22 protein-coding genes are annotated in these 26,353 nt (G+C 44.1%); 17 read left to right on the top strand and 5 right to left on the bottom strand.

The window, feature by feature from the left end:
* Positions 1 to 15: 15 nt before the first annotated feature.
* The 4 genes from HYN43_RS10145 (at position 16) to HYN43_RS10130 (ending at position 6,227) form a co-directional block, all read left to right on the top strand.
* Positions 16 to 1,929, top strand: a complete 1,914-nt coding sequence (locus HYN43_RS10145; protein ID WP_119411587.1) for a RagB/SusD family nutrient uptake outer membrane protein — start codon at positions 16 to 18, stop codon at positions 1,927 to 1,929.
* A 27-nt stretch (positions 1,930 to 1,956) separates the two neighbouring features.
* A complete protein-coding gene (locus tag HYN43_RS10140) occupies positions 1,957 to 3,201 on the top strand; it encodes a DUF4959 domain-containing protein (RefSeq protein WP_119411586.1) in 1,245 nt (414 codons plus the stop codon).
* A 16-nt stretch (positions 3,202 to 3,217) separates the two neighbouring features.
* Entirely contained in the window at positions 3,218 to 4,432 is a 1,215-nt protein-coding gene (locus tag HYN43_RS10135) for a DUF4998 domain-containing protein (RefSeq protein ID WP_119411681.1), read from the top strand.
* 61 nt (positions 4,433 to 4,493) lie between these two features.
* The gene (locus HYN43_RS10130; RefSeq protein ID WP_119411585.1) at positions 4,494 to 6,227 is read left to right on the top strand and encodes a S1 family peptidase; all 1,734 of its coding nucleotides are present in this window, start codon (positions 4,494 to 4,496) and stop codon (positions 6,225 to 6,227) included.
* A 216-nt stretch (positions 6,228 to 6,443) separates the two neighbouring features.
* On the opposite strand, the gene HYN43_RS10125 is transcribed toward HYN43_RS10130, so the two are convergent.
* Complete coding sequence (locus HYN43_RS10125; protein WP_119411584.1) at positions 6,444 to 8,432, bottom strand: HRDC domain-containing protein; 1,989 nt, start codon at positions 8,430 to 8,432, stop codon at positions 6,444 to 6,446.
* Positions 8,433 to 8,652: 220 nt separating this feature from the next.
* Here HYN43_RS10125 and HYN43_RS10120 point away from each other — a divergent pair, with 220 nt between their 5' ends.
* Positions 8,653 to 10,392 (top strand): thiamine pyrophosphate-dependent enzyme, encoded by a 1,740-nt coding sequence (locus HYN43_RS10120; protein WP_119411583.1) that lies wholly within the window; start codon positions 8,653 to 8,655, stop codon positions 10,390 to 10,392.
* A gap of 292 nt (positions 10,393 to 10,684) precedes the next feature.
* Entirely contained in the window at positions 10,685 to 10,903 is a 219-nt protein-coding gene (locus tag HYN43_RS30955; RefSeq protein WP_119411582.1) for an outer membrane beta-barrel protein, read from the top strand.
* 158 nt (positions 10,904 to 11,061) lie between these two features.
* On the opposite strand, the gene HYN43_RS10110 is transcribed toward HYN43_RS30955, so the two are convergent.
* The 3 genes from HYN43_RS10110 to HYN43_RS10100 form a co-directional block, all read right to left on the bottom strand.
* Positions 11,062 to 11,604, bottom strand: coding sequence for a hypothetical protein (locus HYN43_RS10110; protein ID WP_119411581.1), 543 nt, complete (start codon positions 11,602 to 11,604; stop codon positions 11,062 to 11,064).
* An 88-nt stretch (positions 11,605 to 11,692) separates the two neighbouring features.
* Positions 11,693 to 12,439 carry a LytR/AlgR family response regulator transcription factor gene (locus HYN43_RS10105; protein ID WP_119411580.1) on the bottom strand — a complete coding sequence of 249 codons (747 nt, stop codon included), beginning with the start codon at positions 12,437 to 12,439 and terminating at the stop codon, positions 11,693 to 11,695.
* Between the two features lie 11 nt (positions 12,440 to 12,450).
* Entirely contained in the window at positions 12,451 to 14,508 is a 2,058-nt protein-coding gene (locus tag HYN43_RS10100) for a tetratricopeptide repeat protein (RefSeq protein WP_119411579.1), read from the bottom strand.
* 142 nt (positions 14,509 to 14,650) lie between these two features.
* On the opposite strand from HYN43_RS10100, the gene HYN43_RS10095 reads away from it, so the two are divergent.
* Both HYN43_RS10095 and HYN43_RS10090 read left to right on the top strand, forming a co-directional pair.
* Positions 14,651 to 15,313, top strand: coding sequence for a hypothetical protein (locus tag HYN43_RS10095; protein WP_119411578.1), 663 nt, complete (start codon positions 14,651 to 14,653; stop codon positions 15,311 to 15,313).
* Between the two features lie 16 nt (positions 15,314 to 15,329).
* Entirely contained in the window at positions 15,330 to 16,712 is a 1,383-nt protein-coding gene (locus tag HYN43_RS10090; protein WP_119411577.1) for a WG repeat-containing protein, read from the top strand.
* A gap of 380 nt (positions 16,713 to 17,092) precedes the next feature.
* Here the strand turns inward: HYN43_RS10090 and HYN43_RS10085 are convergent, their stop codons facing one another.
* Positions 17,093 to 17,704: a hypothetical protein gene (locus tag HYN43_RS10085; RefSeq protein ID WP_119411576.1), complete on the bottom strand. Its 612-nt coding sequence runs from the start codon at positions 17,702 to 17,704 to the stop codon at positions 17,093 to 17,095.
* Between the two features lie 191 nt (positions 17,705 to 17,895).
* Here HYN43_RS10085 and HYN43_RS10080 point away from each other — a divergent pair, with 191 nt between their 5' ends.
* The 9 genes from HYN43_RS10080 to HYN43_RS10040 all read left to right on the top strand — a co-directional run bounded on the left by HYN43_RS10080 (position 17,896) and on the right by HYN43_RS10040 (position 26,312).
* Positions 17,896 to 19,224: an MFS transporter gene (locus tag HYN43_RS10080; RefSeq protein ID WP_119411575.1), complete on the top strand. Its 1,329-nt coding sequence runs from the start codon at positions 17,896 to 17,898 to the stop codon at positions 19,222 to 19,224.
* Between the two features lie 45 nt (positions 19,225 to 19,269).
* Positions 19,270 to 19,611, top strand: a complete 342-nt coding sequence (locus HYN43_RS10075) for a hypothetical protein (RefSeq protein WP_119411574.1) — start codon at positions 19,270 to 19,272, stop codon at positions 19,609 to 19,611.
* A gap of 82 nt (positions 19,612 to 19,693) precedes the next feature.
* Entirely contained in the window at positions 19,694 to 20,218 is a 525-nt protein-coding gene (locus tag HYN43_RS10070; RefSeq protein ID WP_119411573.1) for a DinB family protein, read from the top strand.
* 156 nt (positions 20,219 to 20,374) lie between these two features.
* A complete protein-coding gene (locus HYN43_RS10065) occupies positions 20,375 to 21,700 on the top strand; it encodes an MFS transporter (RefSeq protein WP_119411572.1) in 1,326 nt (441 codons plus the stop codon).
* Positions 21,701 to 21,709: 9 nt separating this feature from the next.
* The gene (locus HYN43_RS10060; protein ID WP_119411571.1) at positions 21,710 to 22,438 is read left to right on the top strand and encodes a (Fe-S)-binding protein; all 729 of its coding nucleotides are present in this window, start codon (positions 21,710 to 21,712) and stop codon (positions 22,436 to 22,438) included.
* Positions 22,439 to 22,554: 116 nt separating this feature from the next.
* The gene (gene mtaB, locus HYN43_RS10055; protein ID WP_119411570.1) at positions 22,555 to 23,874 is read left to right on the top strand and encodes a tRNA (N(6)-L-threonylcarbamoyladenosine(37)-C(2))-methylthiotransferase MtaB; all 1,320 of its coding nucleotides are present in this window, start codon (positions 22,555 to 22,557) and stop codon (positions 23,872 to 23,874) included.
* A gap of 30 nt (positions 23,875 to 23,904) precedes the next feature.
* Entirely contained in the window at positions 23,905 to 25,074 is a 1,170-nt protein-coding gene (locus HYN43_RS10050; protein WP_119411569.1) for a prolipoprotein diacylglyceryl transferase, read from the top strand.
* Complete coding sequence (locus HYN43_RS10045) at positions 25,067 to 25,555, top strand: GtrA family protein (protein ID WP_119411568.1); 489 nt, start codon at positions 25,067 to 25,069, stop codon at positions 25,553 to 25,555. The genes HYN43_RS10050 and HYN43_RS10045 overlap by 8 nt, the downstream gene beginning before the upstream one ends.
* Positions 25,521 to 26,312: an inositol monophosphatase family protein gene (locus HYN43_RS10040; RefSeq protein WP_119411567.1), complete on the top strand. Its 792-nt coding sequence runs from the start codon at positions 25,521 to 25,523 to the stop codon at positions 26,310 to 26,312. Before HYN43_RS10045 ends, HYN43_RS10040 begins: the two co-directional genes overlap by 35 nt.
* Positions 26,313 to 26,353 lie beyond the last annotated feature (41 nt).

Below are 26,353 nucleotides of genomic sequence, written 5' to 3'. Positions count from 1 at the left end.
TAACAGCTCATCAACATGAAATCAATACATAAATATATATGGATGGCACTTTTGGCGGTCTGCGCGGTGTCGTCATGTAAAAAATACCTTGATGTTACGCCTGATGGCGTGGGCACCATCGATTACGCCTTCAGGAATCGCAACGAGGCCGAAAACTATCTTTTTACCTGCTACTCCACGCTGCAAAAAATGCAGAACATGCATTACGACGCGGGCTTTACCACCTCGGGCGAAATTGTATTCCCGAACAACCTGTCGGACAACACTTATATGGATCTTACGGGTTTTAATATCCTGAGAGGATTACAAACCAGCGGTAACCCGGCCCTTAACTACTGGGACGGCAACAACGGCGGACAAGACCTTTGGCAGGCCATCAGGCGTTGCAACATCATGCTCGAAAACGTGGATAAGCCGGTTGATCTGAGCCCATCGGAGAAAAAGCGGTGGATAGCGGAAACCAAGTTTTTAAAGGCGTATTATCATTTTTACCTGTTCAGGCTTTATGGCCCTATCCCGGTGGTTGATAAAAACCTTGATATTAACAGCCCTATCCCGGTAACTAAAATTAAACGCCGCCCGGTTGATACCGTGGTAAACTATATGGTGAGGTTGCTGGATGAAGCAGCCCCCGATCTGCCCCCGGTAATTGAAAATACCGCTAAAGAACTGGGCCGCATCACTTCGGTAATTACACTGAGTTTAAAGGCGCAGATATTGGCTACGGCTGCAAGCTCTTTGTTTAACGGTAATCCGGATTATGCATCGATAAAAAATAAAGATGGTGAAGCTTTGTTTAACCCTACTTTTGATGCCTCGAAATGGGATAAGGCCTCTGCCGCCTGTTTAGCTGCCATAACGCTGAGCGAAAAAAGCGGGCTAAAACTGCATACCTATACGCCCGAAGCCGGTATTGATAATTTGAACGATACCCTTACAACCGTATTAGCTACTCAAACCGCGGTAACGGCAAGGTGGGAAACCAATACTGAGCTTATCTGGGCTAATTATACAACCTTCCCGGAAGAAGAGTACTGCTTCCCGAGGTTAACGCAAAAATCGGTGTCGAATATTATTTGTGCAGGTACTTTCGCGGTGCCAATATCTGAGCAGGAGTTGTTTTATACATCTAACGGTGTACCTATCACCGAAGATAAAACCTGGGATTATAATGATCGCTACGGTTTCCGCACCGGCGATGATGCCAACAAAAGCTATATAGGCGTTGATTATCAAACCGTAAAAGCGCACTTTAACCGCGAACCAAGGTTTTATGCTGATTTGGGCTTTGACGGCGGCGTATGGTTTGGCAACGGTGTAGGCGACCCTGATAATGCTTTTGTTCTGCGTGGCCGCGGACCTGAATCTTTCGCTGGCCCTAAAGATAACGTGCGTGTAAACGTATCGGGCTACTGGCCAAAAAAACTGGTTAACTACCTGTCGGTTTATGATGATGGCTATAACCGTGTACCTTACCATATGCCTCTCATCAGGCTTGCCGATATTTATTTGCTATATGCCGAGGCGCTGAACGAGCAGGGAAAACCTTACACCGAAGCCGCGCAATACATTGATAAAGTACGCGCCAGGGCCGGCCTGAAAGGTGTAGCCGAATCATGGACTAAATTTTCATCGAACCCCAATAAATTTACTACCAAAGAGGGCATGCGCCAGATTATTCACCAGGAGCGCCGTATTGAGCTGGCTTTTGAAGGCGTGCCGGGTTATGACCTGCGCCGCTGGAAAGAATTACAGGGCGTTATGAGTAAACCCCTGCAAGGCTGGAACGTACGCGAAAGCACCCTCGAAAACTACTATCGCCCGCGTTTACTGGCTACCCCGGTTTTCAATACCCGCAACTATTTATGGCCTATTCAGGATAACGACCTGATTGTAGATGGCAACCTGGTGCAAAACTTAAACTGGTAATAATTAATAACGATAATAATTAATTTGATGAAAGAGATTAAAAACCACTTATTGCTGCTGCTAAGTTTAGCGGTAATGAGTGCCGTTTCGTGCAAGCGGAACGATGGTTATAACGAACCCTTATCTACCGATAAAACAAAACCCGGCGTGGTTACCAACGTAAGTGTAACGGATTACAACGGCGGATCGAACATAAGTTATAAACTCCCCAACTCAAACAATGTGCTATATGTGCTGGCTAAGTACCAGATAAGGGATGGCGTATCCCGCGAGACTAAAGCGTCTTATTTTTTGGATACTTTGAATGTGGATGGTTTTGCCAAAGCGCAGGAATATAAAGTACAGCTTTACACGGTGAGCCGGTCTAACGTAATGTCTGATCCGGTTACGGTTTCCGTTCACCCCAAAACGCCGGTTTATACATTGGTAAGCAACACTGCCGCCATCGAATCGGATTTCGGCGGCGTGCATATCACGGCTTTAAATAAGCTGAAAAAAGGTGTGGGTATCATCGTTACCAAGTACGATTCGTTAACCAAAAAGATGCTCATCCTCGATCAGCATTATACCAACACCGATACCATCGATTACTCGATACGTGGCATGAGTACCGCAAAAAGGAATTTCGGGGTATATGTTACCGATAAATACGGCAATATTTCGGATACGTTGAAGCAAGCTGTATCGCCGTTGTTTGAGGAGATTCTGGATAAAGGTCTTTTCAGCCCTTATAAACTAACTTCGGATACCGAGATTGGTTACGGTTGGGAATTGCCAAACCTTTGGGATGGCCATACCGATGGCTCATCGGCAGGCTGGCATACGCAGCCGGGTAATAAACCGCCTTTTGTTTGCTCATTTAACGTGGGCAAAACCTATAAACTAAGCCGCTTTGTACTATGGGAACGCCCCGATGATGATGGCGGTGGCAACAAGTACGCTTTCGGCCACGGTAACCCAAGGTATTTTACTATGTGGGGATCAAACGTAGCGTCGCCTAAAGACGCTAAGCTGCCGGTATCATCGCCGGTGGGTACCAAAGTGGGCGATTGGATAAACCTGGGTAATTTCACTTATCCTAACCCTCCGTCAGGCTTATCGCCCGATAATCATAATGCTGCCGATAATGCCTTTGTGCTGGCCGGGGTTAACTTCAACTTTTCGTTAAATACGCCTCCTGTTCATTTTATACGGATAGGAGTGGCCCAAAGCTGGGAAAACGGCGATATAGCCCACATTATGGAAGTTTCACTTTATGGTAGCCCGGAATAATTTAAACAAACACAAAATGAAAAAAATTAAATACCTGCTGCTCAGCCTTACGGTATTAACGATACTATACAGCTGTAAAAAAAATGAGCAAACCGATTACAAGCGGTTTTTAAATAACCAGGAGATAGTTTACACCGGCGCTGTTAAAAATGTAGTTGTACAACCCGGCAACCTGGAGATGGGTTTGAAATGGAAAGTAGGTTCTGACGCCACCATTGTTAAATATGTTGTTTATTATAACAACGGATTGGATTCGCAGGTGGTGGCCGCCTCGTCGGTAAAAAATGATACTATTCGCACAGTGATTAAAGGTTTATCAGAATATAATTATTCCTTTACCATTTACTCGTTCGATGCCAAAGGCAATAAATCCCTGGGTACTGAGATAAACAATGCCACTGTTTACGGACCGGCATACCAGGCCGGTTTAAATAACAGGCCCGTTAATAACGCCAATCCCTTCAGTTTAAATGCCGATGGCTCGCTCACCCTTAACTTTGGTGTGCCTGATACCATCAATACCAAAACGGTGATCAGTTATTTTAATAATGCCGGCTCGGTGAGTAAGGCTATTATCCTGGCTTCCCAAAGTACCATTACGTTAAACGATTATAAGTTTGGTACCGATGTTTCGTACCTGTCGTACTATATTCCAACCCGCACCGCGCTCGATACCTTTTCGGTTACCAACCTGGCTACTTTTCCTTTACCGCAGACTGTAAAGTGTGATAAATCGCTGTTTAAAGAGATTGCGCTTCCGGGAGATATTACCGGCATCCCTAATCAGGGTATGGAACACCTGTGGGATGGGAGCGAAGGGCCGCAAAGCCCGCCCAATGTTTATTTTTCGATGACCTCGCCGCATGATAACCCCAATACATTTACCATCGATCTGGGCAAGGTTTACAAAAACCTGAGCCGGGTTGATGAAACCGGATCAGTAATACCGCCGCTAAACGTAACGCAATTTGAGGTTTGGGGCATTGCCGATATTAACGGCGCGGCCACCACGCTACCGGCCAATGATCCGGGGTGGACAGGTGAGGCCAAAGCAAAAGGCTGGGTTTTACTTGGTGATTGTGCGCGAACAGATGATGGTATGAGCGAAAAATCCTTTAACTTTATAGCCAACCCGCCACCGGTGCGATACGTGAGGATAAGGGTAAAAAAGGAGGTACTGGCAAGTACATCCTGGGTGATGGGCGAATTGACATTCTGGAACTCGAACTAAAAAAATATAAGTTACGGCCCGCTGGTAAAACCTGCGGGCCGTAACTTATAAATATACATTGATGAATAAACTACTACTTAGGCTGACTGTTTTTTTACTTTTATTACTTTCTGTTTCCCCCGCCATCGCGCAGCAAAAAAACAAAACCGGCGCGAGCCCCAAAATTGATAAACTTACCAACGCCGTATCGTCGGCTATAAAAAAATGCTACCAGGCTTCGGTGCTGATGTGGGAAATTGACGGCGAAAGCGGTCAGCGCATGAGCGCCCAGTTTAGCGGTGTGGTAGTGAGCGCGTCGGGACAAATTTTTAGTGCGGCCCACGTAGTTCACCCCGGCAAAAGTTACCAGGTTATGTTTCCGGATGGCCGTAAATGCGTGGCCCGCGGATTAGGGCGTATCGCTATCGCGCCTACACACATGATTCCTGATGCGGCGGCTTTAAAAATAATTGATAAAGGCACCTGGCCCTTCGTGCAACCTGGCTGGTCATCGTCTGTTTGGGTTAATGAGCCTTGTATCAGTATTGCCTATCCCGAAAGCCAGGAACAACGTAAACCCTACATCAGGTTCGGTCGTATCAGCGTACTGAAAAATGAATACGGGTTTATCGAATCAGCCTGTTTAATGGAACCCGGCGATTCGGGAGGCCCGCTGTTTGATCTGTCGGGCAGGCTGATTGGTTTGCACAGCGGTATCCAGCAGCAGGAGGATATCAATTATGAAATACCGGTAGATACTTATCGTAAATACCTTACCGCCTTAAACCGGGAGGAAGATTATGCATCGATGCCTAAAGACAGCGATGCTGTTGGCATGGACAATGCTCCTTTAACGGCTAAAAATATCCCTTCGGCAACTAACCTGAACCAGGAATTTAAAGCTGCTGATAAAGCCGCAAAAGTTTCCTGCGCCAAAATATCAAGCAATATTGGCGGGCAGGCACAACATGTTCTGGGCACCATAATTAACCCGGATATTGAACATGTTAAAGCTTCCATCGCAGGGAAAGGCGTTATCGTATCAAAAAGTTCGATGGTTGGAGTCGACCCGGTTATCACCTTGCCCGATGGTGTAGTGATTAAAGGCGCAATTTTGGCACGCGATAAGGTTAACGATTTGGTGTTGCTGATCCCGGCTTCGGACAAGAAAATGAAAGGGATCAGCTTAAAAGCGCTGAATACTGATAGTGTTGCTTACAATGATCTGGGCAAGTTCCTGATCTCGCCACTGCCCGATTCTACAGCCAGTATCAGCGTTGTGGGCAGCTTGTTTTTTAACCTGCCCAAAGTTAGCAGCTACGGATATTTGGGTGCAGTTACCGGCGAAAAAGATGACAAGCTAATATTTACTTATATCCAGCCCAAAAGCGCTGCCGAACAGGCGGGTATTACCGTTAGCGATCAGCTTTTGGCGGTAGATGGCAAAGTGGTTAAAGATCAGTTGGATGTACTTAAATCACTTCAAAAATACAGGGCGGGGGATACCACTACCTTTACTATACTAAGTAAGGATGTAAAACTGGATAAAACTGTGGTTTTAAAATATCCGCCACAAAAAGTAACCAATCACCCGGTTGAGCGCTTTGCCGGAGGAAAAAGCCTTAGGCGCGACGGCTTTAACAATATTTTTGCGCATGATGCCCGGATCAAACCTTATGAATGCGGCGGGCCGGTGTTTAATGTGGCGGGTTATCTGATGGGTATAAATATTGCGAGATTAAGCAGAACGACGACGATTGTTATGCCTTCCGGGGCAGTTAAAAGTTTTGTAACTGCTAATTTGGTTGACAAATAAGATTAGATGATTTTTAATTAACAGGCTGCGTGAAAATAACGTTATTATCAGATTACGAAGCAATTTTCAGGCCTACCATGTTTAGTTTGATATTGCTTCGTATTCGGAGCCTCACTTTTAAAAAGGGTATAGAAAATATCCTTTTAGAATCCTGATCAGTTTTTTCCCCGCAACGTTGAAAAGTTTGGGATGCAGATGCGGAAAGATATTCTACATTCAAAACAAACTAACCTGCTCAATCCCACCTCCCTGTTGCGCCTGCTTATAAACCCTGATCATACCGATAAGCTCTGCTCCGTATAATGCCGCTTTTTGCGGCCCGATGCCCTTAATAGCGCCCAGATTTTTAAGCGTATCCGGCAGTTTGGCGGCAACAACTTCTAACGTTTTTTCGGAGAGTATCATATTGGGCATTATTTTTTCTTTGGCAGCGGTTTGTTCGCGCCAGCTCAGCATCTGCTCATATAATTCTTCGTTAGCTTTGGCATTCAGCGCTTTAAGATAGGAGTTAGCGTTCGCGTTCAACTTGTTCCTGGATAGCTCGAGGTATCGTTCGGTTGAGAATGAGTGTTGTGCAAAATATTCGAGGAGGCTTACCCGATGCATTAACCAGTTGATGAGCTTATCCGCTTTTCCTGCCTTTTCTTTTGATTCACCTATGATGCCGGGCAGTTGCCTGTGCAGGTTTTCAACTACAATTTTAAACTTATCCAGGAAATATGTTGCCGCTTGTTGGCTCCGCTCGGCTTTCAGTTGCCGGTTAAACTTTTCGGCAACTTCCATAATCTCAGTATCCAGGTTGAGGATCAGGACCTCGAAGCCTTTAGCATTTACCCTTAATTGATTAAAATTAAACAAACTGCTCAGCAGGAACATCCGGTACAATTCCTTATCCCGCTCAAGGGTTTGCCAATTTGGTTTTATGGCTTCGGCCTGTATGTTAAACCGCGTTACAGCCGGATCGCCAATAATGTTATGAGCAGCAATAGGATTACGCAAAACCATCCCCGATAAACTGCGGCAGCGGCTTAACGCCACATAGGCCTGGCCATGGGTAAAGGCCTCGCTTACATCAATAATAGCCTTATCAAACGTTAAACCCTGGCTTTTATGAATGGTAATTGCCCAGGCCAGCTTAAGTGGATGCTGTGCAAAACTACCGGCATTGGTTTCGCTCATTTCACCCTCGGCCATTTGGTATTTAATGTTCGTCCACTCTACAGGTTCAACAGCAAGTTCTTTGCCAGTACCTGTGGTTACAAATACCGTATTACCATCTCTCCGGCTTATCGTACCTATTTTGCCATTATAGTAAAGCTTCTCTGCCGATCCGTCGTTTTTTACAAACATCACCTGTGCGCCAATTTTTAACTTTAAGCTGGTTTCGGTAGGATAAGCATCCTTCGGAAATTCTCCCCGGATGGTAGCCGCAAACTCAAATTCGGTGCCCGTTAGTGCATCTAAATATTCGGTATTAATTTGTTGGGCAATATTATTGTGCGTGGTGAGTGTTATGTACGGATCATCCACAGTTGGTTTAAAATCAGGCAGATATCGCGCGTTCAACAAATCTAAACTCGCCGGACTAATAGTTTGATTGCGTACTTCATTCAATATATCAACAAAGGTCTGTTCTTTTTGCCGGTAAACATGATCCAGCTCAATGCGCACAAAGGGAGCTTTTTGCATCACCTGGCTGCTAAAAAAATAAGGTGTAGCGTAGTACGGCCTTAATATTCCCCACTCATCATCCCGGATAATGGGACTTAACTGCGACAGATCGCCGATTAAAAGAAGCTGTATGCCCCCAAAAGGATAATTATTTTTTTTGATGTTACGCAGAATGAGGTCGAGCTGATCCAGCACATCCGGCCGCACCATACTGATTTCATCAATAATGAGCAGCTCGAGGGCGGTTAACAATTCTTTCTTCTCGTCGTTATAGCTGGCTTCGGGATGCGTATTGCCTCCTGGAATTACCGGCCCGAAGGGGATTTGAAACAACGAGTGAATGGTCATACCGCCTGCATTAATGGCTGCTACGCCCGTTGGAGCCACTACCGCCAGTTTCTTTTTTGAGGTTTGTCTCAGGTTTTGCAAAAAGGTAGTTTTACCGGTACCGGCCTTACCCGTAAGAAAGACCACTGTATTGGTACTCTCCAGGTAATCATGAGCCAGTTGCATGGCGGGGTTATGTTCACTCATCTCGGTTGCAATATTACAAGGATCGGTTTAAAGTTTAGGCTTTTCTGAAAATCTATATTGAAAATACATGATTTACGGCATTTCGTTAAAAAACGATATTTCAAAAAGGTGTCTTTACACTCTATTTTCCAAATATTTGATCATTAACAGCTTAACAATTGGCATGTTTTTGTTGTTACTTTAAAAAACACAATTCTACAACAAAAAACACCTCAAAAACATGGCAAAAAAAGTAGCCGAACAACTGGTTGATATGCTGCTGCAGGCAGGTATAAAACGTATTTACGCCATTACCGGCGATAGTTTAAACGAACTGAACGATGCCGTACGCCGCAACCCCGAACTAAAATGGATCCATGTACGCAATGAAGAAGCCGGAGCATTTGCCGCCTCGGCCGATGCGCAGTTAAGCGGCTTGGCCTGCTGTGCGGGCAGCAGCGGTCCGGGGCATGTGCATTTGGTTAATGGTTTGTATGATGCGCACCGCTCGGGCGCGCCCGTATTGGCTATAGCCTCAACCTGCGCTACCAAAGAGTTTGGCAGCAATTACTTCCAGGAAACCAATGTAATTAAACTTTTTGACGATTGCAGCTATTACAACCAGGTGGCCGCCAACAATAAACAGGTGCCGCGTATGGCACAGGCAGCTATTCAAACAGCCATACAGCGCAAAGGGGTAGGGGTTTTAGGTTTCCCGGGGGATGTGGCCGGAGAAGATGCTGTAGAAATAGAATCATCGGTAAATAACTTCTTTTGCCAGGCCAATATCACCCCGGTGCAGCAGGAACTGGAACAACTGGCCGAATTGATTAATCGCCACCATAAAGTTTGCATTTTTGGCGGGATAGGCTGCGCCGATGCCCACGATGAGGTTGTTGAACTTGCCGCGCTGCTTAAAGCCCCGGTAGGCTATTCCTTCCGCGGGAAAATGTTTTTGGAGTATGATAACCCCTATGAAGTAGGCATGACGGGCTTGCTTGGCCTGCCCGCCGCTTATCATGCCATGCACGAAAGTGATTTGGTGATCCTGTTGGGTACCGATTTTCCATACACTCAATTTTATCCTCAGGATAAAAAGATAGTGCAGATTGATATCCGTCCCGAAAATTTAGGCAGAAGGGCTAAGCTGCACCAGGGGCTTTACGGCGATATCAAATCGACCGTTAAAGCGCTGATGCCATTGCTAACCGAAAAAACAGACCGGAGCTTTCTGGATGCGCAATTGCACGTACACGCAAAGGTGAAAGATCAGCAGGAAGCGTATATTAAAGATCTGGGCAAGCATGATGCTATTCACCCCGAAGCATTGGCTTCATTTATAGATAAATATGCATCAGCCGATGCTATTTTTACCTGCGATACCGGGATGTGTAATGTATGGAGCGCAAGGCATATCAAAGCAAACGGCAAACGCTCCATGATCGGTTCGTTTGTTCACGGATCGATGGCCAATGCCATGCCGCATGCTATTGGCGCAGCGCTGGCCTGCCCGGACAGGCAGGTGGTGGCGATGTGCGGCGATGGCGGCATTTCGATGCTTTTAGGCGATTTGGCCACCATTAGACAATATAACCTGCCCATCAAAATCATCGTGTTCAATAACCGCTCTCTTGGTATGGTAAAACTGGAGATGGAGGTAATGGGCCTGCCCGATTTTGAGGTGGATATGCAAAACCCAAACTTTACGCTCGTTGCCGACGCTATGGGGATAAAGGGTATTACTATTAATGATCCTGCCGATCTTGAGCAGGGCATCAGTGAGGCTTTTGCATACGCCGGACCGGTACTGGTAAATGTTTTAACCGATGGAACAGCCCTGGCTATGCCGCCGCACATCGAACTTAAAATGGTAAAAGGTATGGCCGTTTCCATGACAAAAATGATGCTGGGCGGCAAGTTTGATGAGGTACTGGCTACGGTTAAAGGGAATTACAAGCATTTGCCGGAGATTTTTGATTAAACAGGCTATCAATAAAAGGCATTATGGCGTGGTACGAACCACTCACGGCATTTGGTTCGTGCCTACCCATAATATGTTTTAAAAATTAATATAATGGGTGGCCTGTGGAGGCATGGTGAGTGAGGCCTCTGCGCACGCCTTCTACAGGCTCAAGACTGACTGAAAATATGGCCGCGCCAACTATGGCTTGAGCGTGCTTACACGGGTAGAAGGCGACCTGCTGATCCACACATAGGAACGCATAATCGAAACGATCAATTAATTCTAATTAAATAAAAACTGAAGTGCCGAACTGAACGGTATTTTGCCAGGCAGGCAAACTTACGGACAAAGCGATAACAGTTCGATATACAATATCGGTTTCGGTATTCAGAAACAATTATGGCAGCGACAGGGAACTATAAGGTTATGCGCCAATGATTTGTTTCATACACTTAACCTGCGCAGCCAAATACTCGGCGTCAATGGTGTAGAAGCTTTAATACCCACTCTAACGATACGCACTTCATAAACTTGTAAATTAATTACCGCATCGGAAAAGCAGCTGACGCAAGAAAATGTAAGGATAATAGCCCAAGAACCAATAAAAACAGCTTATAAAAAAAATCAGGTAGCGGGTCAAGTAATCGAGATATGTCTGCACTTTTCACCTATGAGCCATAATTTGAATTATAATGACCTGCTCAGATTAAATTCCCCGTCGGTTATATCAATATAGCTTGAGGGCGAGCTACCTACTTTGACCAGATGACCTCTGAATGTTCCTGTTACATGGTCGGCGGCTAATGATGTGAATTGCAGGGTAAGAGAAGTGGAAGCAAAGGTGCCGCTGGCATAATAGTTGGCTCCGTCATCGTCTTTATAGGTAATGGTGCCCTGCACCGCTGTTTTGCCTTTAATCGCGATGAATTGCTCGGTATAGTTTTTGCCTGTTTGATAGGCTGTGCTGTCATTTAGTACAATCGAAATCCCGTCAACATGGTTGTTGTTAAACTGTCCGACAAGCTGCGCTGCATAAATGGGTAAGGGCTTCGTAAAAAGCGTGGTTGGATTGTAATCCATTTCTTTTACCACGTTGCCTATCTTCAGCCTGACATAAAATTTCGTGGTGTCGTTATTTTTAACATCCACAGTTTTGCTATCTTTTTTACACGAACTTACCAGCGTTAACAGCGATAAAACCAGTGTAAGTAAACGGATAATCGTTTTCATAGAATTTTTTGTCCCAATTTATCCCACCCAATGCTATACATCAACCATCATTTATTAAACGCCGGGGAATAGTTATTTTTTGCGGCGTTTACAGTGCATTTATTTTTTCCAGAAAAAGTTCTCTTCTGCGTGTAGAAACATCGATCGAGGTATTATCGGCCATAATGACGGTTCCCGACTTGGTACGCTGGTATTTCCTGATATGGTCGAGGTTAATAAGATGAGACTGGTGCACGCGAAAAAAATTATTGTCGGCTAACAACTCGTCAAAATACTTTAGCGTTTTTGCCACGGTGTGTTTATGGCCGGATATGGTGTAAATATGTGTGTAATTCACATCTGCTTCGCAGCGCACAATCTCGGATATATTCAAAAAGATCAGTCCGTCGCCTGTTGGGATCGAAATTTTTTTGCGTTTCCCTTCTAAGGATAAATTGCCCAGTAACAGGCGCACTCTTTCGGCCGAATGAATTTTTTCAGTTAGTGTTATGGCCCTGCTAATTGCACGGGCAAATTCGTCTTTGCTTATGGGTTTAAGCAAATAATCTAAAGCAGCGTATTGAAAAGCCTGAATGGCGTAACGTTCGTAAGCAGTCGTAAAGATCAATGCAAAATCGATTGTCGGCAGTTGTTTTAAAAGTTCAAAAGCCGTGGTTTCGCCAAGATGTACATCCAAAAACACTACGTCTGGATGGTGTTTTGCAATACCCCGCAACGCATCGTTTGCTTCATGATGAATGGAGGATATGATCGCCTTGTCGTGGTGATCTTCCAGTAAAGTCACGATTTGCTCAGCGCAATGCTGCTCGTCGTCTATAATTGTTATGCGGATCATGTCTGTTCATTTTAAAAAGCCATCTTCAAAGGAAGGCTTAATTCCACTTTTGTTCCTTTTCCATTTAAGTTTTCGCTGATCTGCAATTGTCCGCCAGCCTGTTTTTTCTCATTAAGAATAGCCAATCTGCTCTCGGTGAGTTCCAGCCCGAAAGATCGCCTTTTTGCTGTTTGTTGTCTTGCATCCGTCACTTTGCCAACACCGTTATCTTCAATGGTACAGATCAGCAGGTCATCCTTTTTTTTAAGGCTAATGGTAATCAAGCCATCGGCGGTACCAACTTTAGGCGCCATGCCATGCCAGATGCTGTTTTCGATAAAAGGTTGGAGCAGCAGCGGTGGGATAAGCGTATTTTCAGTATCTATTTCCGGATCGATGTTAATTTCAAAGGCAAAAGTATTTTTTAACCGTCGTGCTTCCACCTGCAGGTACTGCCTGATAAAGTCCAGGTCATCAGCAAGCGGTATTTCACTAAAATGGGAATTTTCGAGTGCCTGCCTCATTAGCCCGGCAAATTCAACCAGGTATTGTTGCGCCGTTTCCTTATCGTTTTTAGCGATGTAATCGTTAATAGCATTCAATGAATTAAAAATAAAATGAGGGTTCATCTGCGACCGAAGTACTTTTAATTCTGTCTCGGCTACGGTAGCTTTATACTCCGCTGCTTTTTTGCGGTTCACGGCATCCTGTTTCCGTTTATACAGTAAAAATCCGCTACCCAGCATGACCAATAAAACCGCGCTACCAGCAACAACAGCTTGCCTAACCATTTTTTGGCGTTGTATTTCGGCCTTTGTTACCAGTTCTTTTTGCTCAAAATCAAACTCAAGTTGCTTACGCAAAATCTCCTGGTCTTTAGCTTTATTGAAAATAGTATCCTGTAATAAAATATGCTTTTTATACGCGTCTAAAGCAAGCTGAAATCTGCCGGCCTTTTCATAGGTGTTACTTAGCGCTTCGAGCGCTTCGCTTTTCCTTAATGGTGAGCCGCCGGCTTCAGCTGCCTGCAACGATGCCTTTTGCAACCGCTCTACAAGACCTGCCCGGTCACGGGTTCCCGGGCGTTTTTCCTCATTAGCCGCAAGGGCAAGCAAAGCTTCGGAAAGATCGTTTTTATCAGTTGTTTCGGAATAAAGGGCGACTGCCTCTTTCAAGTACTGTTCCGCCCGGGAAAAGTCACGAGCATCATGGTAAAGCACGCCAATATTGGTGAGGTCACTCGCGATGTGCGCCTTATTACCTATTGTCCGGTTGATGGTAAGCGCCTGCTGGTAATAGACAAGTGCCTGCCGGTCTTTATGGGAAAGATCGTAAACCGTAGCTATATTGCCAAGGCTATTGGCAATGCCCTGTTGATCGCCAACAGACTGATAAATCTTTAAAGCTTGCTGCTGATATGAAAAAGCTTTCGGATAAGTTTTCATGTTCTTGTAAACCAGTCCGATATTGGCCAATATGTTGGCTTGCGCGGAAGTGACAGCCCCGGGCAGGACACGACTTGCTTTCAGGAAGTTATCCAGAGCCCTCGGGTAATCGTTCAAGGCCAGGAAAACAACTCCCGTATTATTATAGGAGTTCTGTATCCCTAACGGAAAGTTTAACTTTTTAAAGATCGCCAGCGCTTCTTCATGGTCATGTATTGCCGCAATATAATTCTCCAATGCATAATGGTTTAGTGCGCGGTTATTCAATGCTTTGGCATATCCCAGCAAATTACCCGAAAGTTTATAATAGCGTATAGCTTTTTCGCTGGTTTGCATTGCCAGCGAATCCTGTCCTTTCGCCCAATAATTAACGCTCATCCTGCTAAAAGCAGTGGCAAGCCCACGGGTGTAACTTAAACGGCTTGCCAAAGCGGCGGCAGCCTTTGCCTGTTCGAGCCCCTTGTCTGGGTTAACCACATAGTAAGCGTAGGCCAAATCATTAAGCAGCATAACTCGGGCAGTGTCTTGCCCGGTGTGTTTTTGCAATTGTAAGGTAAGCGAATCTATTTCTTTTTGCACAGCCTGTGCGGACACCCGGTTACAGTACGTAACTAAAAAAAGGACCGGGATTAGGATTTTTTTCATGGCCGCATTTTAAACACGACAATATACTTAATTACAGATAATAAACGGTAATGGCGCTTCAATATCTGTTTCACTGCGGATAATCATATCGCATTGCCCCATTTGCAGACGCAGCTTATCTTGGATAAAGAAAAAAGTTTTTATGGAAAATAACGAACCATCGCAGCTTAAAGCGCCATTGATGAATAAAGAAGATTTGACACTGTTTTATAAAAAACGCTTGCCCGCATTGATTAAAACGCTTTTCACGAAGCCGGTAGAAGGTACAAGGCAGCTTTTTGAAAATACAGGTGACGATGCCTACAAAAACTCTATGATGCTTATCCTAAGCGTTATGGTCCTGTATCTGATTACGCCATATTTTTTAGCAGGCAGTGAATTGCGGGAGCTGGTCACGTTTTCAGTGCTTATCAAAGCTTGCTTAATAGCCGGATTGTTTATGGTATTGGTATCGTTGTTGTCATTCGGCATTAAAATGTTCGGCGGTAAGCCGGTATTTAAAAAGGAGTTACTAACGGGCGCGTGCTGCGGTATAGGCCTGGTGCTAATGCTTCTGGTAGTAGTTTTAGCTAAGCTGTTTATCGGGGAGCTTAGTCTTTACGACCTGATGAGCCCAGCCGGTATGATCGGTAAGATGCAGTACCTGTTTCTGTTGAATTTATATGTATTGCTCTTCATGGTCAATATCTTTCAGCAATCGCTCAGGGCGGGCGGCGTAAGCGAAGCCGGAAGCTGGTACCTCGCTCCGTTATCTGTGCTGTTATGTTTTTATCTGACTTTTAAAATTTCCTCGATTTTCTTTTAAGCAAAATCAGCATGTCATGAAATATCAAGTAATTTTCGTATTATCATTCTTAGCGACAACCATTTGCGACAGCAACCCAGGCTACAGCCAAAACAACTCCGGTAACAATGCAATCGGAAAGGCAATCAAAGATATAGGATCGATCCTCAAGAAAAAAAAGGGCAATCCCGCTCAACCTGCTTCAAGCGGGACAGACGAAAGCCCGGCCATTAAAAAGGGAAACGCGGGTGAAATTGCGCCAGGAGCCGTTTCACTTGATGTTGACCGCATGTACGATTTTAACAACGGCGTGGCTGTTGTACAAAAAGGATCTTCTACAGCCGTTATCAACCCGAAGGGCGCTATCGTTGTGCCGTTCAATACCTATGATTTTTCTTATTACACTATCAATGTAGCGTCAACCTATGCATACTTTAGTAACGGCATGTTTCATCTCCGTACCATGGATCATCAGCAATGGGAATTTATGAACAGTTCGGCCAAGATCATAGCTGTCGGGGTGCTTAACGAGCTTACCGAGAACAAAAGACAGCTCCAGATCAATAACAGCGGGAAATGGACATACACCACACCTGATGGTAAAAAGTATAGTCCCGGTGATCAACTTTACGATGTTAATGAAGGTATTGGCATTATACACCGCCAGGTTCAAAGCGGCGTTTATAATAGCTATAAATGGTTAGACGGCAGACCGCTCGTGCAAACCAACTTCGACGAGTTATATGCATTCTCAGAGGGATTGGCTGTAGTTGGCAAAAAAGACCAGTTCGGCGAGATTAAATACGGATACCTAAACAAGGAAGGCAAAATGGCTATCCCGCTGATGTATTCGGTTAAGCCGGGAGCATTTTCCGGTGGATATGCCAAAGTTGTTCCGAAAGATAAATCGGCCTTTGAATATGCTTTTATTAACAAAAAAGGCGAAATCGTTTGGAAACAAACACAGGCCGATATCATCAAATACGGAATTTTTGACCATTTCAACCCGTTTGGAAAAGCTTTCAGCGGGAAATATATACTGGACTCTACGTTCAAACTAACCAGTTATGCCGATTTCTTCAGGTCTTTCGGTTTGCCGGCAGATTCCTGGTTGCTTAAAGAACAAAGTTTCGTTGAAAACGAGCCTAATCCAAAATTGCTTTTCGGTATAAGGGGCGTCAATAGCCGTTATACTCAGCAACCGCTCACCGGCTTCATTAACCTGAGCACCGGCAAGGTGGTTGCGCCCGTATTCGATTTGTTAAACGTTAATTACATCTACTTTGATCCTGCGGCCAAACTGGCATATGCCAAGGTTTGCATCGGCAAAAGTAACGGTGGCGGACTGATATATCGCGAGGGTTACATTAATGAAGACGGACAATTTGTGATTGTGAAAGCAGACGGTGGTAAATGGTAGTGGCTACCGAATAAAAGCCACCTTCTTTTTTTCGCCTGAACGTATATTCTCATTTACGGTTCTCTTAAATGTAAAAGCATGCTCGTCAACATCATGGCAAAGAACATATCTATGTATTCAATTATTTGTTTTTTGGATCTATACAAGTGTAACACTTTGTATAAGTTATTTGATATCAAACAGTTTTAATATAAAAGTTAATTTTAAGAGAGTGCTTTTATAATAATTAGTAAATATTGATAATGAGCGGTTAGTGAACATGGTTCAAGTCCTGTTAAAACGTAAGTTTGGAAGATTAGCCTGGTGCTAAAATCACCTTTTGCTAAATTGTACATCTATAAAAGGATGCCATGGTTCGAATCCATGATTTTCCGCTGATCTCAGTGTTGAAGAGACTTATATCTATTCTTTAACTCCAATAATGTTTCGGTTGGTGAGTAGACAATGTCTGGCTCAGAGGTAATCTCCTTTAAAATTAATTGATGGATAGATTTTAGCACCTGGAACTCTTTCTTATTCCACAGCGCTTTGAACCAGGCGTTTTTTATCGGAACAAATGTCAAATAATTCTCCACCCATCTCTCATTATGCCACTGTCTGTCATAAAAAGAAGGAGGAGTGGTACCGATTTGGTTTATTAAATTACCAATAAACACTTTCAATATCGATTTCATTTCCTCGTTAAATCCACCATTTTTATCCGTTGCTAATATTTCGAGCGAAATTTTCCTGAAAGCTGTATACCATGAAATCGACTTCTTTTTTGCATAGCTAACAATTTGTCCATGCCAGCGCGTATTACTTATCGGTAGTTTGTGTTTTTCTTTTAAATATCCTTCCAATTGCAACATGAAATCAAAATCATTGCCCTTACCTTTGCCCATCTCATAGCCATTTAAAAAACTCTGGATAGTAAATTCGTCGGTTGGGTAAACGTACATACCTGTTCGTAAAATAAAGCTCAATAAAAAAATCTTATCGTTTTCTAACATCTGTTGTAATGGGTTAATAAGTAGTAAAATGGCCTTTCAACCCTTTAAAATACAAATTTTCAGCCATATAACAGCTAACCAAAACCAATATATTTATAAAAAAACAGCATTTTTTCTGGTGATTTTATCTTACCGGATTTATTATTTTCCCACCACCACCTCGCCTAAAATTCCATATTTTTAAACCCGCAATGGAAGCAAAAAACAACAAGAAAACCATCTGGGCCTGGAGCATGTTTGATTGGGCCAATCAATCGTACAACCTCGTTATTACTTCAACCATATTTCCTGCTTATTTTGTAGAGGTTACCAAATTCAATGCACATGGTAAGGATACCGTAACCTTTTTTGGGCATACTTTTGTAAATACGGTTTTATCCAATTACGTTCTGGGGTTATCGTACCTTATCGTTGCAGCCATACTGCCAATTCTTACCTCCATTGCCGATTATAAGGGCAACAAAAAATCATACCTGCAATTGTTTACCTGGCTGGGTAGCCTGGCTTGTTTCGGGCTGTTCTTTTTTAAACCGGGAGTAGGGTTGGAGATCCCGATGATCTGTTTCGGCCTGGCTTCGATAGGTTATTGCGGTGGATTTGTTTTTTACAATTCATACCTGCCGCAAATAGCCACGCCCGATCAGCAGGATGCCGTGAGCGCTAAAGGATTTATTTACGGCTATGTAGGCAGTATTATAGTGCAGGTTTTGTGTTTTGTGGTGGTACTGGCCCCGCAATTATTCGGTATTACAGACGAATGGTTGCCGGCGCGCATCTCATTTATCATGGTATTTGTATGGTGGATAGGTTTTTCTATTATCCCGTTCAGGCTGTTGCCCAAAGGCCAACCCAATGTTGGTTCGCAGCGGTATAACGTTTTAACCGGTGGGTTTAAAGAACTGGCAAAGGTGTACGCTAAAGTGAAAACCATGCCTTTGTTAAAGCGTTTTCTCGCATCATTCTTTTTTTACTCGGTGGGTGTGCAAACCATTATGCTGGTTGCCGGTAATTTTGCCGCTAAAGAGCTTCACATGTCCGAAGAGGCCTTGATTTCGATAGTTTTAATTATACAGGTGGTGGCCGTGCCAGGGGCGATTTTGGCCTCTAAATCATCAGAAAAATATGGCAATGTGCGCACATTGGTGTGGTTGGTAGCTGTATGGTCGGTAGTATGTTTTTGTGCTTATTTAATTACCTATTCGGTTCAGTTTTACATTGCGGCAGTTATTATAGGTATAGCGATGGGAGGAGTGCAATCACTTTCGCGATCAACTTATTCCAAATATCTGCCCGAAAATATCCAGGATACGGCTTCATTTTTCAGCTTTTATGATGTTACCGAAAAGCTGTCGATTGTGGTGGGCTTGTTTTGTTTCGGCCTTGTTGAATCGCTTACCAGCGAAATGCGTAACTCCACCCTGGCACTTGATGGTTTCTTCATACTCGGATTGATCATGATGATTGTATTGCTGGTAGCCGAAAACCGGATTGTAAAACAGGCTGCTGCTAAATCGGCCTAAACAATTTGCATGCAGGCTTGTACTAAATATATAAAAGTATAAGTTATGATCCATACGGTAAACCACAGCGTAACAAACGATAACGGAGTACAACAAAATATCATCATCGAGCCGGTATTGCACCAGTCGGCAGGACATGAATTGAACAGTACCGGTCTTTATAAGCTTTATAAAGGAGGAAGTGAAGGGGAGGTAACTCTTTTTGAACTCCAGCCGATAGCACCCGAGATTGGCGAAAGTGTTCCCTTACTTGATGATAAAAAGAACCCCGATTACCTGGGGCAGATTCAGTTTAACAATAATTCGGAATGGCAATATTCTGAAGGCGTTTTATCTGTTTATGAGCAACAGCAGGTAGTTGAGTTTATTAAAAATACAAATAGTTAATTTTTCTTTTTTCCTGCTGACATAGGGCTGTCACCGGCCCATGCTTTCTTTGTATTGTAATCACAAACAAAAAATTACTGCAATGGAAAACAACACAAATCAACAGCAAACCCAGGCGCCAGCCGCCTATGTATACAGTCCCGATCAACTTTTGCAAAGCTGGCTTGGACACCGCCGTATCACCCGCAGGCTTATTGAAGCATTTCCGGAGGATAAATTATTCACCTACTCGGTAGGCGGTATGCGTCCCTTTGCCGATATGGTAAAAGAGATCATCAGCATGAGCGGCCCGGGCGTAAGAGGCCTGGTTACCGATAACTGGGCACCGATTGCCGGCCTCGATCATCATACCGGTAAAATAACAGCCGCCACCAAGGCCGAACTGTTGCAGCTTTGGGACGATGCCACGAACGAGATTATTACCTACTGGCCGCAGATCAGTTTGCAGCGCTTCCAGGAAAATGTGCTGGCATTTGGTCAATATGAGGGCGTGGCTAACTCTATTTTACAGTATATTATTGATAACGAAATTCACCACCGTGGGCAAGGTTATGTTTACCTGCGTTCGTTAGGGATTGAGCCGCCTGCGTTTTATGACAGGAGTTAAGGGTTAGCCGATTTGCCTGATGTAATTGCTTAACCGGTGGGATGGGCAATCAGCCGGCTACTCGAACTATATTATCGTTACACAAAAACTCAATGCCCGGCAAAAATGCCGGGCATTTTTTGCAAGTATTAAAATTTGCATACATTTAGTGTGCAAATGGAAAACAAAAACAATAAGAAAACCATCCGGGCCTGGGCTTTTTTTGATTGGGCCAATTCGGCTTATAACCTCGTTATCACATCAACCATATTTCCGGCTTATTATGTGACTATCACCACCAATAAAGCCAATGGCGATAAGGTGAACTTTTTTGGCCATAGCTTTGTGAATACTGCGCTGTCTGATTATGCGCTTTCTGCCGCTTATCTTGTAATGGTATTGCTGTTGCCTATATTATCTTCAATTGCCGATTATAAAGGGAATAAAAAAATATTTATGATGTTTTTTACGCTGCTTGGTTCAGCAGCATGTTGCGCGCTTTTTAACTTTGATAAAGATCACCTGGAAATGGGGGTGATCTGCTTTGCATTGGCAGCTATTGGTTACAGCGGCGGCTTTGTGTTTTACAACTCATACCTGCCCGAAATTGCTACCGTTGATATGCAGGATAATGTAAGCGCCAAAGGTTTTACTTATGGTTACATAGGCAGCGTTTTACTACAGCTTATTTGCTTTTTATTTGTGTTAAAAGGCGAGTGGTTTGGTATTGTTGACAAAACTTTTGCGCCACGGCTATCATTTTTACTGGTAGGCCTTTGGTGGATTGGTTTTGCGGTTATTCCATTCACGGTTTTACCCAAAGGCAGTCCTAATGCGCAAAGTCACAATCACAACCTTATTAAAGGCGGCTTTATCGAATTAGGCCATGTTTGGAAAAAGGTTAAAGACATGCCTTTATTGAAAAGGTTCCTGCCCTCATTCTTTTTTTATTCGATGGGCGTACAAACCATTATGCTGGTGGCCACCGGTTTTGCAGCCAAAGAACTAAAAATGGATACGCCGAAACTCATCAGCATTATTTTAATCATTCAGTTGGTAGCCATTTTGGGTGCAAACCTTATGTCGCGCTTATCGGGCAGGTACGGCAACGTGCGCGTTTTAATTGGCGTAGTTATATTATGGATTGCCGTTTGCGTCGCTGCTTACTTTACCTACACCCAGATGCAGTTTTATATCATAGCGGTAGTGGTTGGTTTGGTTATGGGAGGCATTCAATCCATGTCGCGTTCCACCTACTCCAAATACCTGCCCGAAAACATTCCGGATACGGCCTCGTTTTTTAGTTTTTATGATGTAACCGAAAAACTGGCCATTGTGGGCGGGGTATTTAGTTTCGGTTTTTTTGAAGAACTTACCGGCAGCCCGCGCAATTCGGTGCTGGTGCTGGGCATATTTTTTATAGTTGGGCTTGTTTTATTATTTTCTTTATTAAGGGCAGAGAAAAAACTTAATAATAATTCGGATTTTAGCGCCCTTAAGTAATTTGTGCAGATGAATATTGAGTTGTTTATTCCCTGTTTTATTGATCAGCTATTTCCGGCTACGGCTTTTAATACCGTTAAGGTGCTTGAAAAGGCTGGCTGCAAGGTGAGCTATAACCCGGGCCAGACCTGCTGTGGCCAACCCGCTTTTAACGCCGGTTTCTGGGATGATGCCAAAGCCATAGGCAGCAAATTTCTAAATGATTTTTCGGAGGATAGTGTGATCGTTTCGCCATCGGCTTCCTGTACGGGCATGGTGAAAAACTATTATAACGATCTGTTCACCAACACAGCAGTGCACAATACCTGCCGGGCTATCCAGGGCAATATTTATGAACTTTCGGATTTTTTGGTGAACATCCTTGAGTTTGATTACTTCGGAGCAGAGCTTGATGGTAAGGCCGTTTACCACGACAGTTGCGCCGCCCTGCGCGAATGCAAGATAAAGGAAGAACCCCGAAAACTACTCGAAAAAGTGCTTGGCCTCGAGCTGCTCGATTTAAAGGATGGCGAAACCTGCTGCGGTTTCGGCGGTACTTTCGCGGTTAAGTTTGATGGTATTTCAACAGCTATGGCGCAACAAAAAGTGGATAACGCACTTGCTGCCGGCGCCGAATATATTATATCAACCGATGCTTCCTGTTTGATGCATTTGCAGGGGTATATTGATAAAAACAGCCTTCCTATACAAACGATGCACCTGGCCGATGTTTTGGCTTTGGGGTGGGGGAATGTGTAATTTTTATTCTCCCATACATTAGTATCCGCAGTTTTATTTGTTCACCGTTTTTTACCGTTGTGTGAAAATAGCAACTTAGGTCATTTCTTTAAAAAACTGTATCTTTGCGGTTTGAAATGAATAAGAAAGTTGCTTTTTACACTTTAGGCTGCAAGCTGAATTACTCGGAGACCTCGTCTATCGGTCGCCTGTTTAACCAGGCCGGCTATGATACGGTTGGCTTTACCGATACGCCGGATGTTTTTGTAATCAATACCTGCTCGGTTACTGATAATGCCGATAAAAAGTGTAAAAAGATAGTTAAGGAAGCGCTTAAAATTTCGCCTGACGCTTACGTTACCATTGTAGGCTGCTACGCGCAGTTGAAACCGCAGGAAATTGCCGAAATCCCCGGCGTTGATATGGTGCTCGGTGCTGCCGAAAAATTCCAGATCATTGATCATATCAGCGATTTAACTAAAAAGCCAAAAGCACTGGTATTTAATCAGCCTGTATCCGAAGCTAACGAATTTGTTCCCGCATATTCTTTCGGCGACCGTACCCGTACATTTTTAAAAGTTCAGGACGGTTGCGATTATTCCTGTACTTTCTGTACCATACCGCTGGCCCGCGGTGCAAGCCGCAGCGATACTATCGAAAACGTACTGGATCAGGCCAGGCAGATTGCTGCATCGGGTGTTAAAGAAATTGTGCTTACCGGTGTAAACCTTGGCGATTTCGGCATCCGCAATGGCAAACGGGAGGATAAGTTTTTCGACCTGGTTAAAGCATTGGACGAGGTGGAAGGTATCGACCGTTTCAGGATCTCGTCTATCGAACCCAATTTATTAACCGACGAGATCATCGCTTTTGTTGCCACATCAAAGCGTTTTGTACCGCATTTTCATATCCCGCTGCAATCAGGATCTGATAAAATATTAGGCCTGATGCGCCGCCGCTATAAACGCGATTTATACACAAACCGTGTAGCCAAAATAAGGGAGTTGATGCCCGACTGCTGCATCGGCGTTGACGTTATCGTAGGCTTCCCCGGCGAAACCCGCGAGGATTTTATCGATACCTATAATTTCCTGAACGATCTGGAGATTTCATACCTGCATGTATTTACCTACTCGGAAAGGGAAAATACTTTAGCCGCCCAGATGACAGGCGCAGTTCCCGGTTCTTCACGCGGAGAGCGGAGCAAAATGCTGCACATCCTGTCGGATAAAAAACGCCGTGCCTTTTACGAAAGCCAACTCAATAAAAATGAGGAAGTTTTGTTTGAGGGCGATATTAAGGATGGCTTTATGCACGGCTTTACCCGCAACTACGTAAAGGTGCGTACCAAATATGATCCTGTGCTGGTTAACGAGTTAAAAACTGTGCGCTTAACCAATATTTCACCTGATGGTGATGTTGAAATAACAGAAGGCGAAGAAATATTAGTGCATTAAACTTTATATTCGCCCTAAAATTTTAACATAATGTTTCCAACGTTAACCTCGCTGTTACAATATCTTTTCGGTTTTAACCTCCCGCTGCCTATCCAAACATTCGGTTTTTTTGTGGCTATTGCCTTTGTGGGGGCATATTGGGCTTTTGGGCAGGAGTTTAAGCGCAAGGAAGCGTTGGGTGTTATCCATTCGTTTAAAAAAACAGTAACCATAGGGCTACCGGCTTCGGTAAATGAACTTGTTGGCAACGGTATTTTTGGCTTTGTATTAGGCTATAAAATTGTTGACTGTGCCCTTAATTACCACGCGCTGATAGATAACCCCCAGGATTTTTTACTATCACTAAGAGGTAACTGGATTGGCGGTTTGCTTGGTGCCGCGGCTTTTGCCTACTGGGCATGGCACGAAGCCAACAAACAAAAACTTGATAAACCGGTAACTAAAGAGGTTGATGTACATCCGCACGAGCTATTAGGCAGCATATTACTATGGGCTGCAGTGTTTGGCTTTGCCGGTGCCAAGCTTTTTAACGCGCTCGAAAACTGGGGCGATTTTATGAAAGACCCCGTTGGCATGCTGGTTGGCTTTAGCGGCCTTACTTTTTACGGCGGTTTAATATGCGGCGGCGCTGCCGTTTTGTATATCGCCAATAAAAACGGCGTTAAACCTTTAAATATGCTTGATGTTGGTGGACCCGGCATGATGCTGGGTTATGCCTTAGGCCGCATTGGCTGCCAGATGAGCGGCGACGGCGACTGGGGTATTGTAAACACCGCACCAAAACCAGGCTGGTTAAGCTGGGCACCCGATTGGATGTGGAGTTTTAAATTTCCGCACAATGTTAATGATGAGGGTGTACAGATGGTAAATTGCGCGGGCAAATTTTGCCATGAACTGCCTTTGCCGGTGTATCCAACCTCGTTTTACGAGAGTGTAATTTGTTTATTACTGTTCTTTGTATTATGGAAAATAAGGCACAATTTTAAAGCTCCGGGCGTTTTGTTTGGTATTTATATGATATTAGCCGGTGTTGAGCGTTTTTTTATCGAGCTCATCAGGGTTAATACAAAATATGTGGTTGCCGGCGTTTCATTTACCCAGGCCGAACTGATTTCGGTAATTATGGTGCTGGGTGGCATCGCGCTCATCATAAACGGACTAAACAAACAAAAGAAAACGCCGGGGGCAATCAATGGCTAAAAGCACGTCAACAAACAAATTACTTCAAAACCAGGTTTTCAGATTTGTGCTTTCGGCAGGCGCTGGCTTTTTGGTTGATGTTTCGGCCTTTTACCTGTTTTATCATAACCTGCTGGTTCAGCATACCTACCGCATTTTAGGTTTTACGTTCCGCAATTATACCGTATCACTTGCGCTTTCATTTTTTATGGGTGTGGTTGTTAATTTTTTAATAACCCGGTATATGGTTTTTAACGAATCAAAATCGGCACCGCAAAAACAGTTTTTTAGATTTGCAACCGTAGCTACGGTTGGTTTCTTTGCTAACCTTACCGTAGTTAAGGTGCTGATCCAGGCCTGTAACTTTAATCCTACTGTAGCAAGGGTGTCTGCTGCACTGAGCCTTTTCTTCGCCAGTTTTTTTATACATAAAGTTTTTTCATTCAGCCTATCATTAAAACGTAACCATGCAAACGGCCAACATAACCAACCAGGTAACTGAAGTAGCAAAACAAGCCGGCGATTTTATCCGCCAGGAACGCAAAGCGTTTGATCCGGATAAAATTGAATACAAAGGCCTTAACGATATGGTATCGTACGTTGATAAAACGGCCGAGCAAATGATAGTAGCCGGGTTAACCAAAATTCTGCCCGAAGCGGGTTTCATCACCGAAGAAAAAACAACCACCAAAACCTGCGAACGCTACAACTGGATCATCGACCCATTGGATGGTACTACCAATTTTATCCATGGCGTACCGGCTTTTTCGGTAAGCATCGCTTTGAAGGAATATGATGAGCTGATCTCGGGTGTGGTTTATGAGATCAATCTGGATGAATGTTTTTATGCTTCCAATGATACTCCGGCATACTTAAATGGCAAGGAGATCAGCGTAAGTAAAAACTCAACTGTTGGTACAAGCCTGCTGGCTACCGGTTTTCCATATTATGACTTTACCAAACAGGCGGCTTATATCGAACTGTTTACCGAACTGATGCGCAGCAGCCATGGCTTAAGACGCTTAGGCTCGGCGGCGGTTGATCTGGCTTATACTGCCTGCGGCCGTTTCGATGCTTTTTATGAGTATAATTTAAATGCCTGGGATGTAGCCGCCGGTATTGTTATTGTTAAACAGGCCGGGGGCGAGGTTGTGAATTTTAAAGGTGGGAGCGAAGTGCTGGAAGCGAGGGAGTTGTTAGCTACTAACGGAAAAATAACGGCAGAGATGCTGGAGGTGATACAAAAGTATTTCCGTTAGGCACTATTTTATAGTTACGCTGTATCATCAATCGATGTTGC

The organism is Mucilaginibacter celer (genome assembly GCF_003576455.2).
GTDB classification, from domain to species: Bacteria; Bacteroidota; Bacteroidia; order Sphingobacteriales; family Sphingobacteriaceae; genus Mucilaginibacter; species Mucilaginibacter celer.
Note: the sequence above shows the minus strand (reverse complement) of the source record. Positions and strands in the feature narration are given on the sequence as shown.

Coding starts and splice junctions, on each gene's coding strand:
- HYN43_RS10145 (WP_119411587.1), top strand. CDS start 16: ATGAAATCAATACATAAATATATATGGATGGCACTTTTGGCGGTCTGC.
- HYN43_RS10140 (WP_119411586.1), top strand. CDS start 1,957: ATGAAAGAGATTAAAAACCACTTATTGCTGCTGCTAAGTTTAGCGGTA.
- HYN43_RS10135 (WP_119411681.1), top strand. CDS start 3,218: ATGAAAAAAATTAAATACCTGCTGCTCAGCCTTACGGTATTAACGATA.
- HYN43_RS10130 (WP_119411585.1), top strand. CDS start 4,494: ATGAATAAACTACTACTTAGGCTGACTGTTTTTTTACTTTTATTACTT.
- HYN43_RS10125 (WP_119411584.1), bottom strand. CDS start 8,432: ATGAGTGAACATAACCCCGCCATGCAACTGGCTCATGATTACCTGGAG.
- HYN43_RS10120 (WP_119411583.1), top strand. CDS start 8,653: ATGGCAAAAAAAGTAGCCGAACAACTGGTTGATATGCTGCTGCAGGCA.
- HYN43_RS10110 (WP_119411581.1), bottom strand. CDS start 11,604: ATGAAAACGATTATCCGTTTACTTACACTGGTTTTATCGCTGTTAACG.
- HYN43_RS10105 (WP_119411580.1), bottom strand. CDS start 12,439: ATGATCCGCATAACAATTATAGACGACGAGCAGCATTGCGCTGAGCAA.
- HYN43_RS10100 (WP_119411579.1), bottom strand. CDS start 14,508: ATGAAAAAAATCCTAATCCCGGTCCTTTTTTTAGTTACGTACTGTAAC.
- HYN43_RS10095 (WP_119411578.1), top strand. CDS start 14,651: ATGGAAAATAACGAACCATCGCAGCTTAAAGCGCCATTGATGAATAAA.
- HYN43_RS10090 (WP_119411577.1), top strand. CDS start 15,330: ATGAAATATCAAGTAATTTTCGTATTATCATTCTTAGCGACAACCATT.
- HYN43_RS10085 (WP_119411576.1), bottom strand. CDS start 17,704: ATGTTAGAAAACGATAAGATTTTTTTATTGAGCTTTATTTTACGAACA.
- HYN43_RS10080 (WP_119411575.1), top strand. CDS start 17,896: ATGGAAGCAAAAAACAACAAGAAAACCATCTGGGCCTGGAGCATGTTT.
- HYN43_RS10075 (WP_119411574.1), top strand. CDS start 19,270: ATGATCCATACGGTAAACCACAGCGTAACAAACGATAACGGAGTACAA.
- HYN43_RS10070 (WP_119411573.1), top strand. CDS start 19,694: ATGGAAAACAACACAAATCAACAGCAAACCCAGGCGCCAGCCGCCTAT.
- HYN43_RS10065 (WP_119411572.1), top strand. CDS start 20,375: ATGGAAAACAAAAACAATAAGAAAACCATCCGGGCCTGGGCTTTTTTT.
- HYN43_RS10060 (WP_119411571.1), top strand. CDS start 21,710: ATGAATATTGAGTTGTTTATTCCCTGTTTTATTGATCAGCTATTTCCG.
- mtaB (WP_119411570.1), top strand. CDS start 22,555: ATGAATAAGAAAGTTGCTTTTTACACTTTAGGCTGCAAGCTGAATTAC.
- HYN43_RS10050 (WP_119411569.1), top strand. CDS start 23,905: ATGTTTCCAACGTTAACCTCGCTGTTACAATATCTTTTCGGTTTTAAC.
- HYN43_RS10045 (WP_119411568.1), top strand. CDS start 25,067: ATGGCTAAAAGCACGTCAACAAACAAATTACTTCAAAACCAGGTTTTC.
- HYN43_RS10040 (WP_119411567.1), top strand. CDS start 25,521: ATGCAAACGGCCAACATAACCAACCAGGTAACTGAAGTAGCAAAACAA.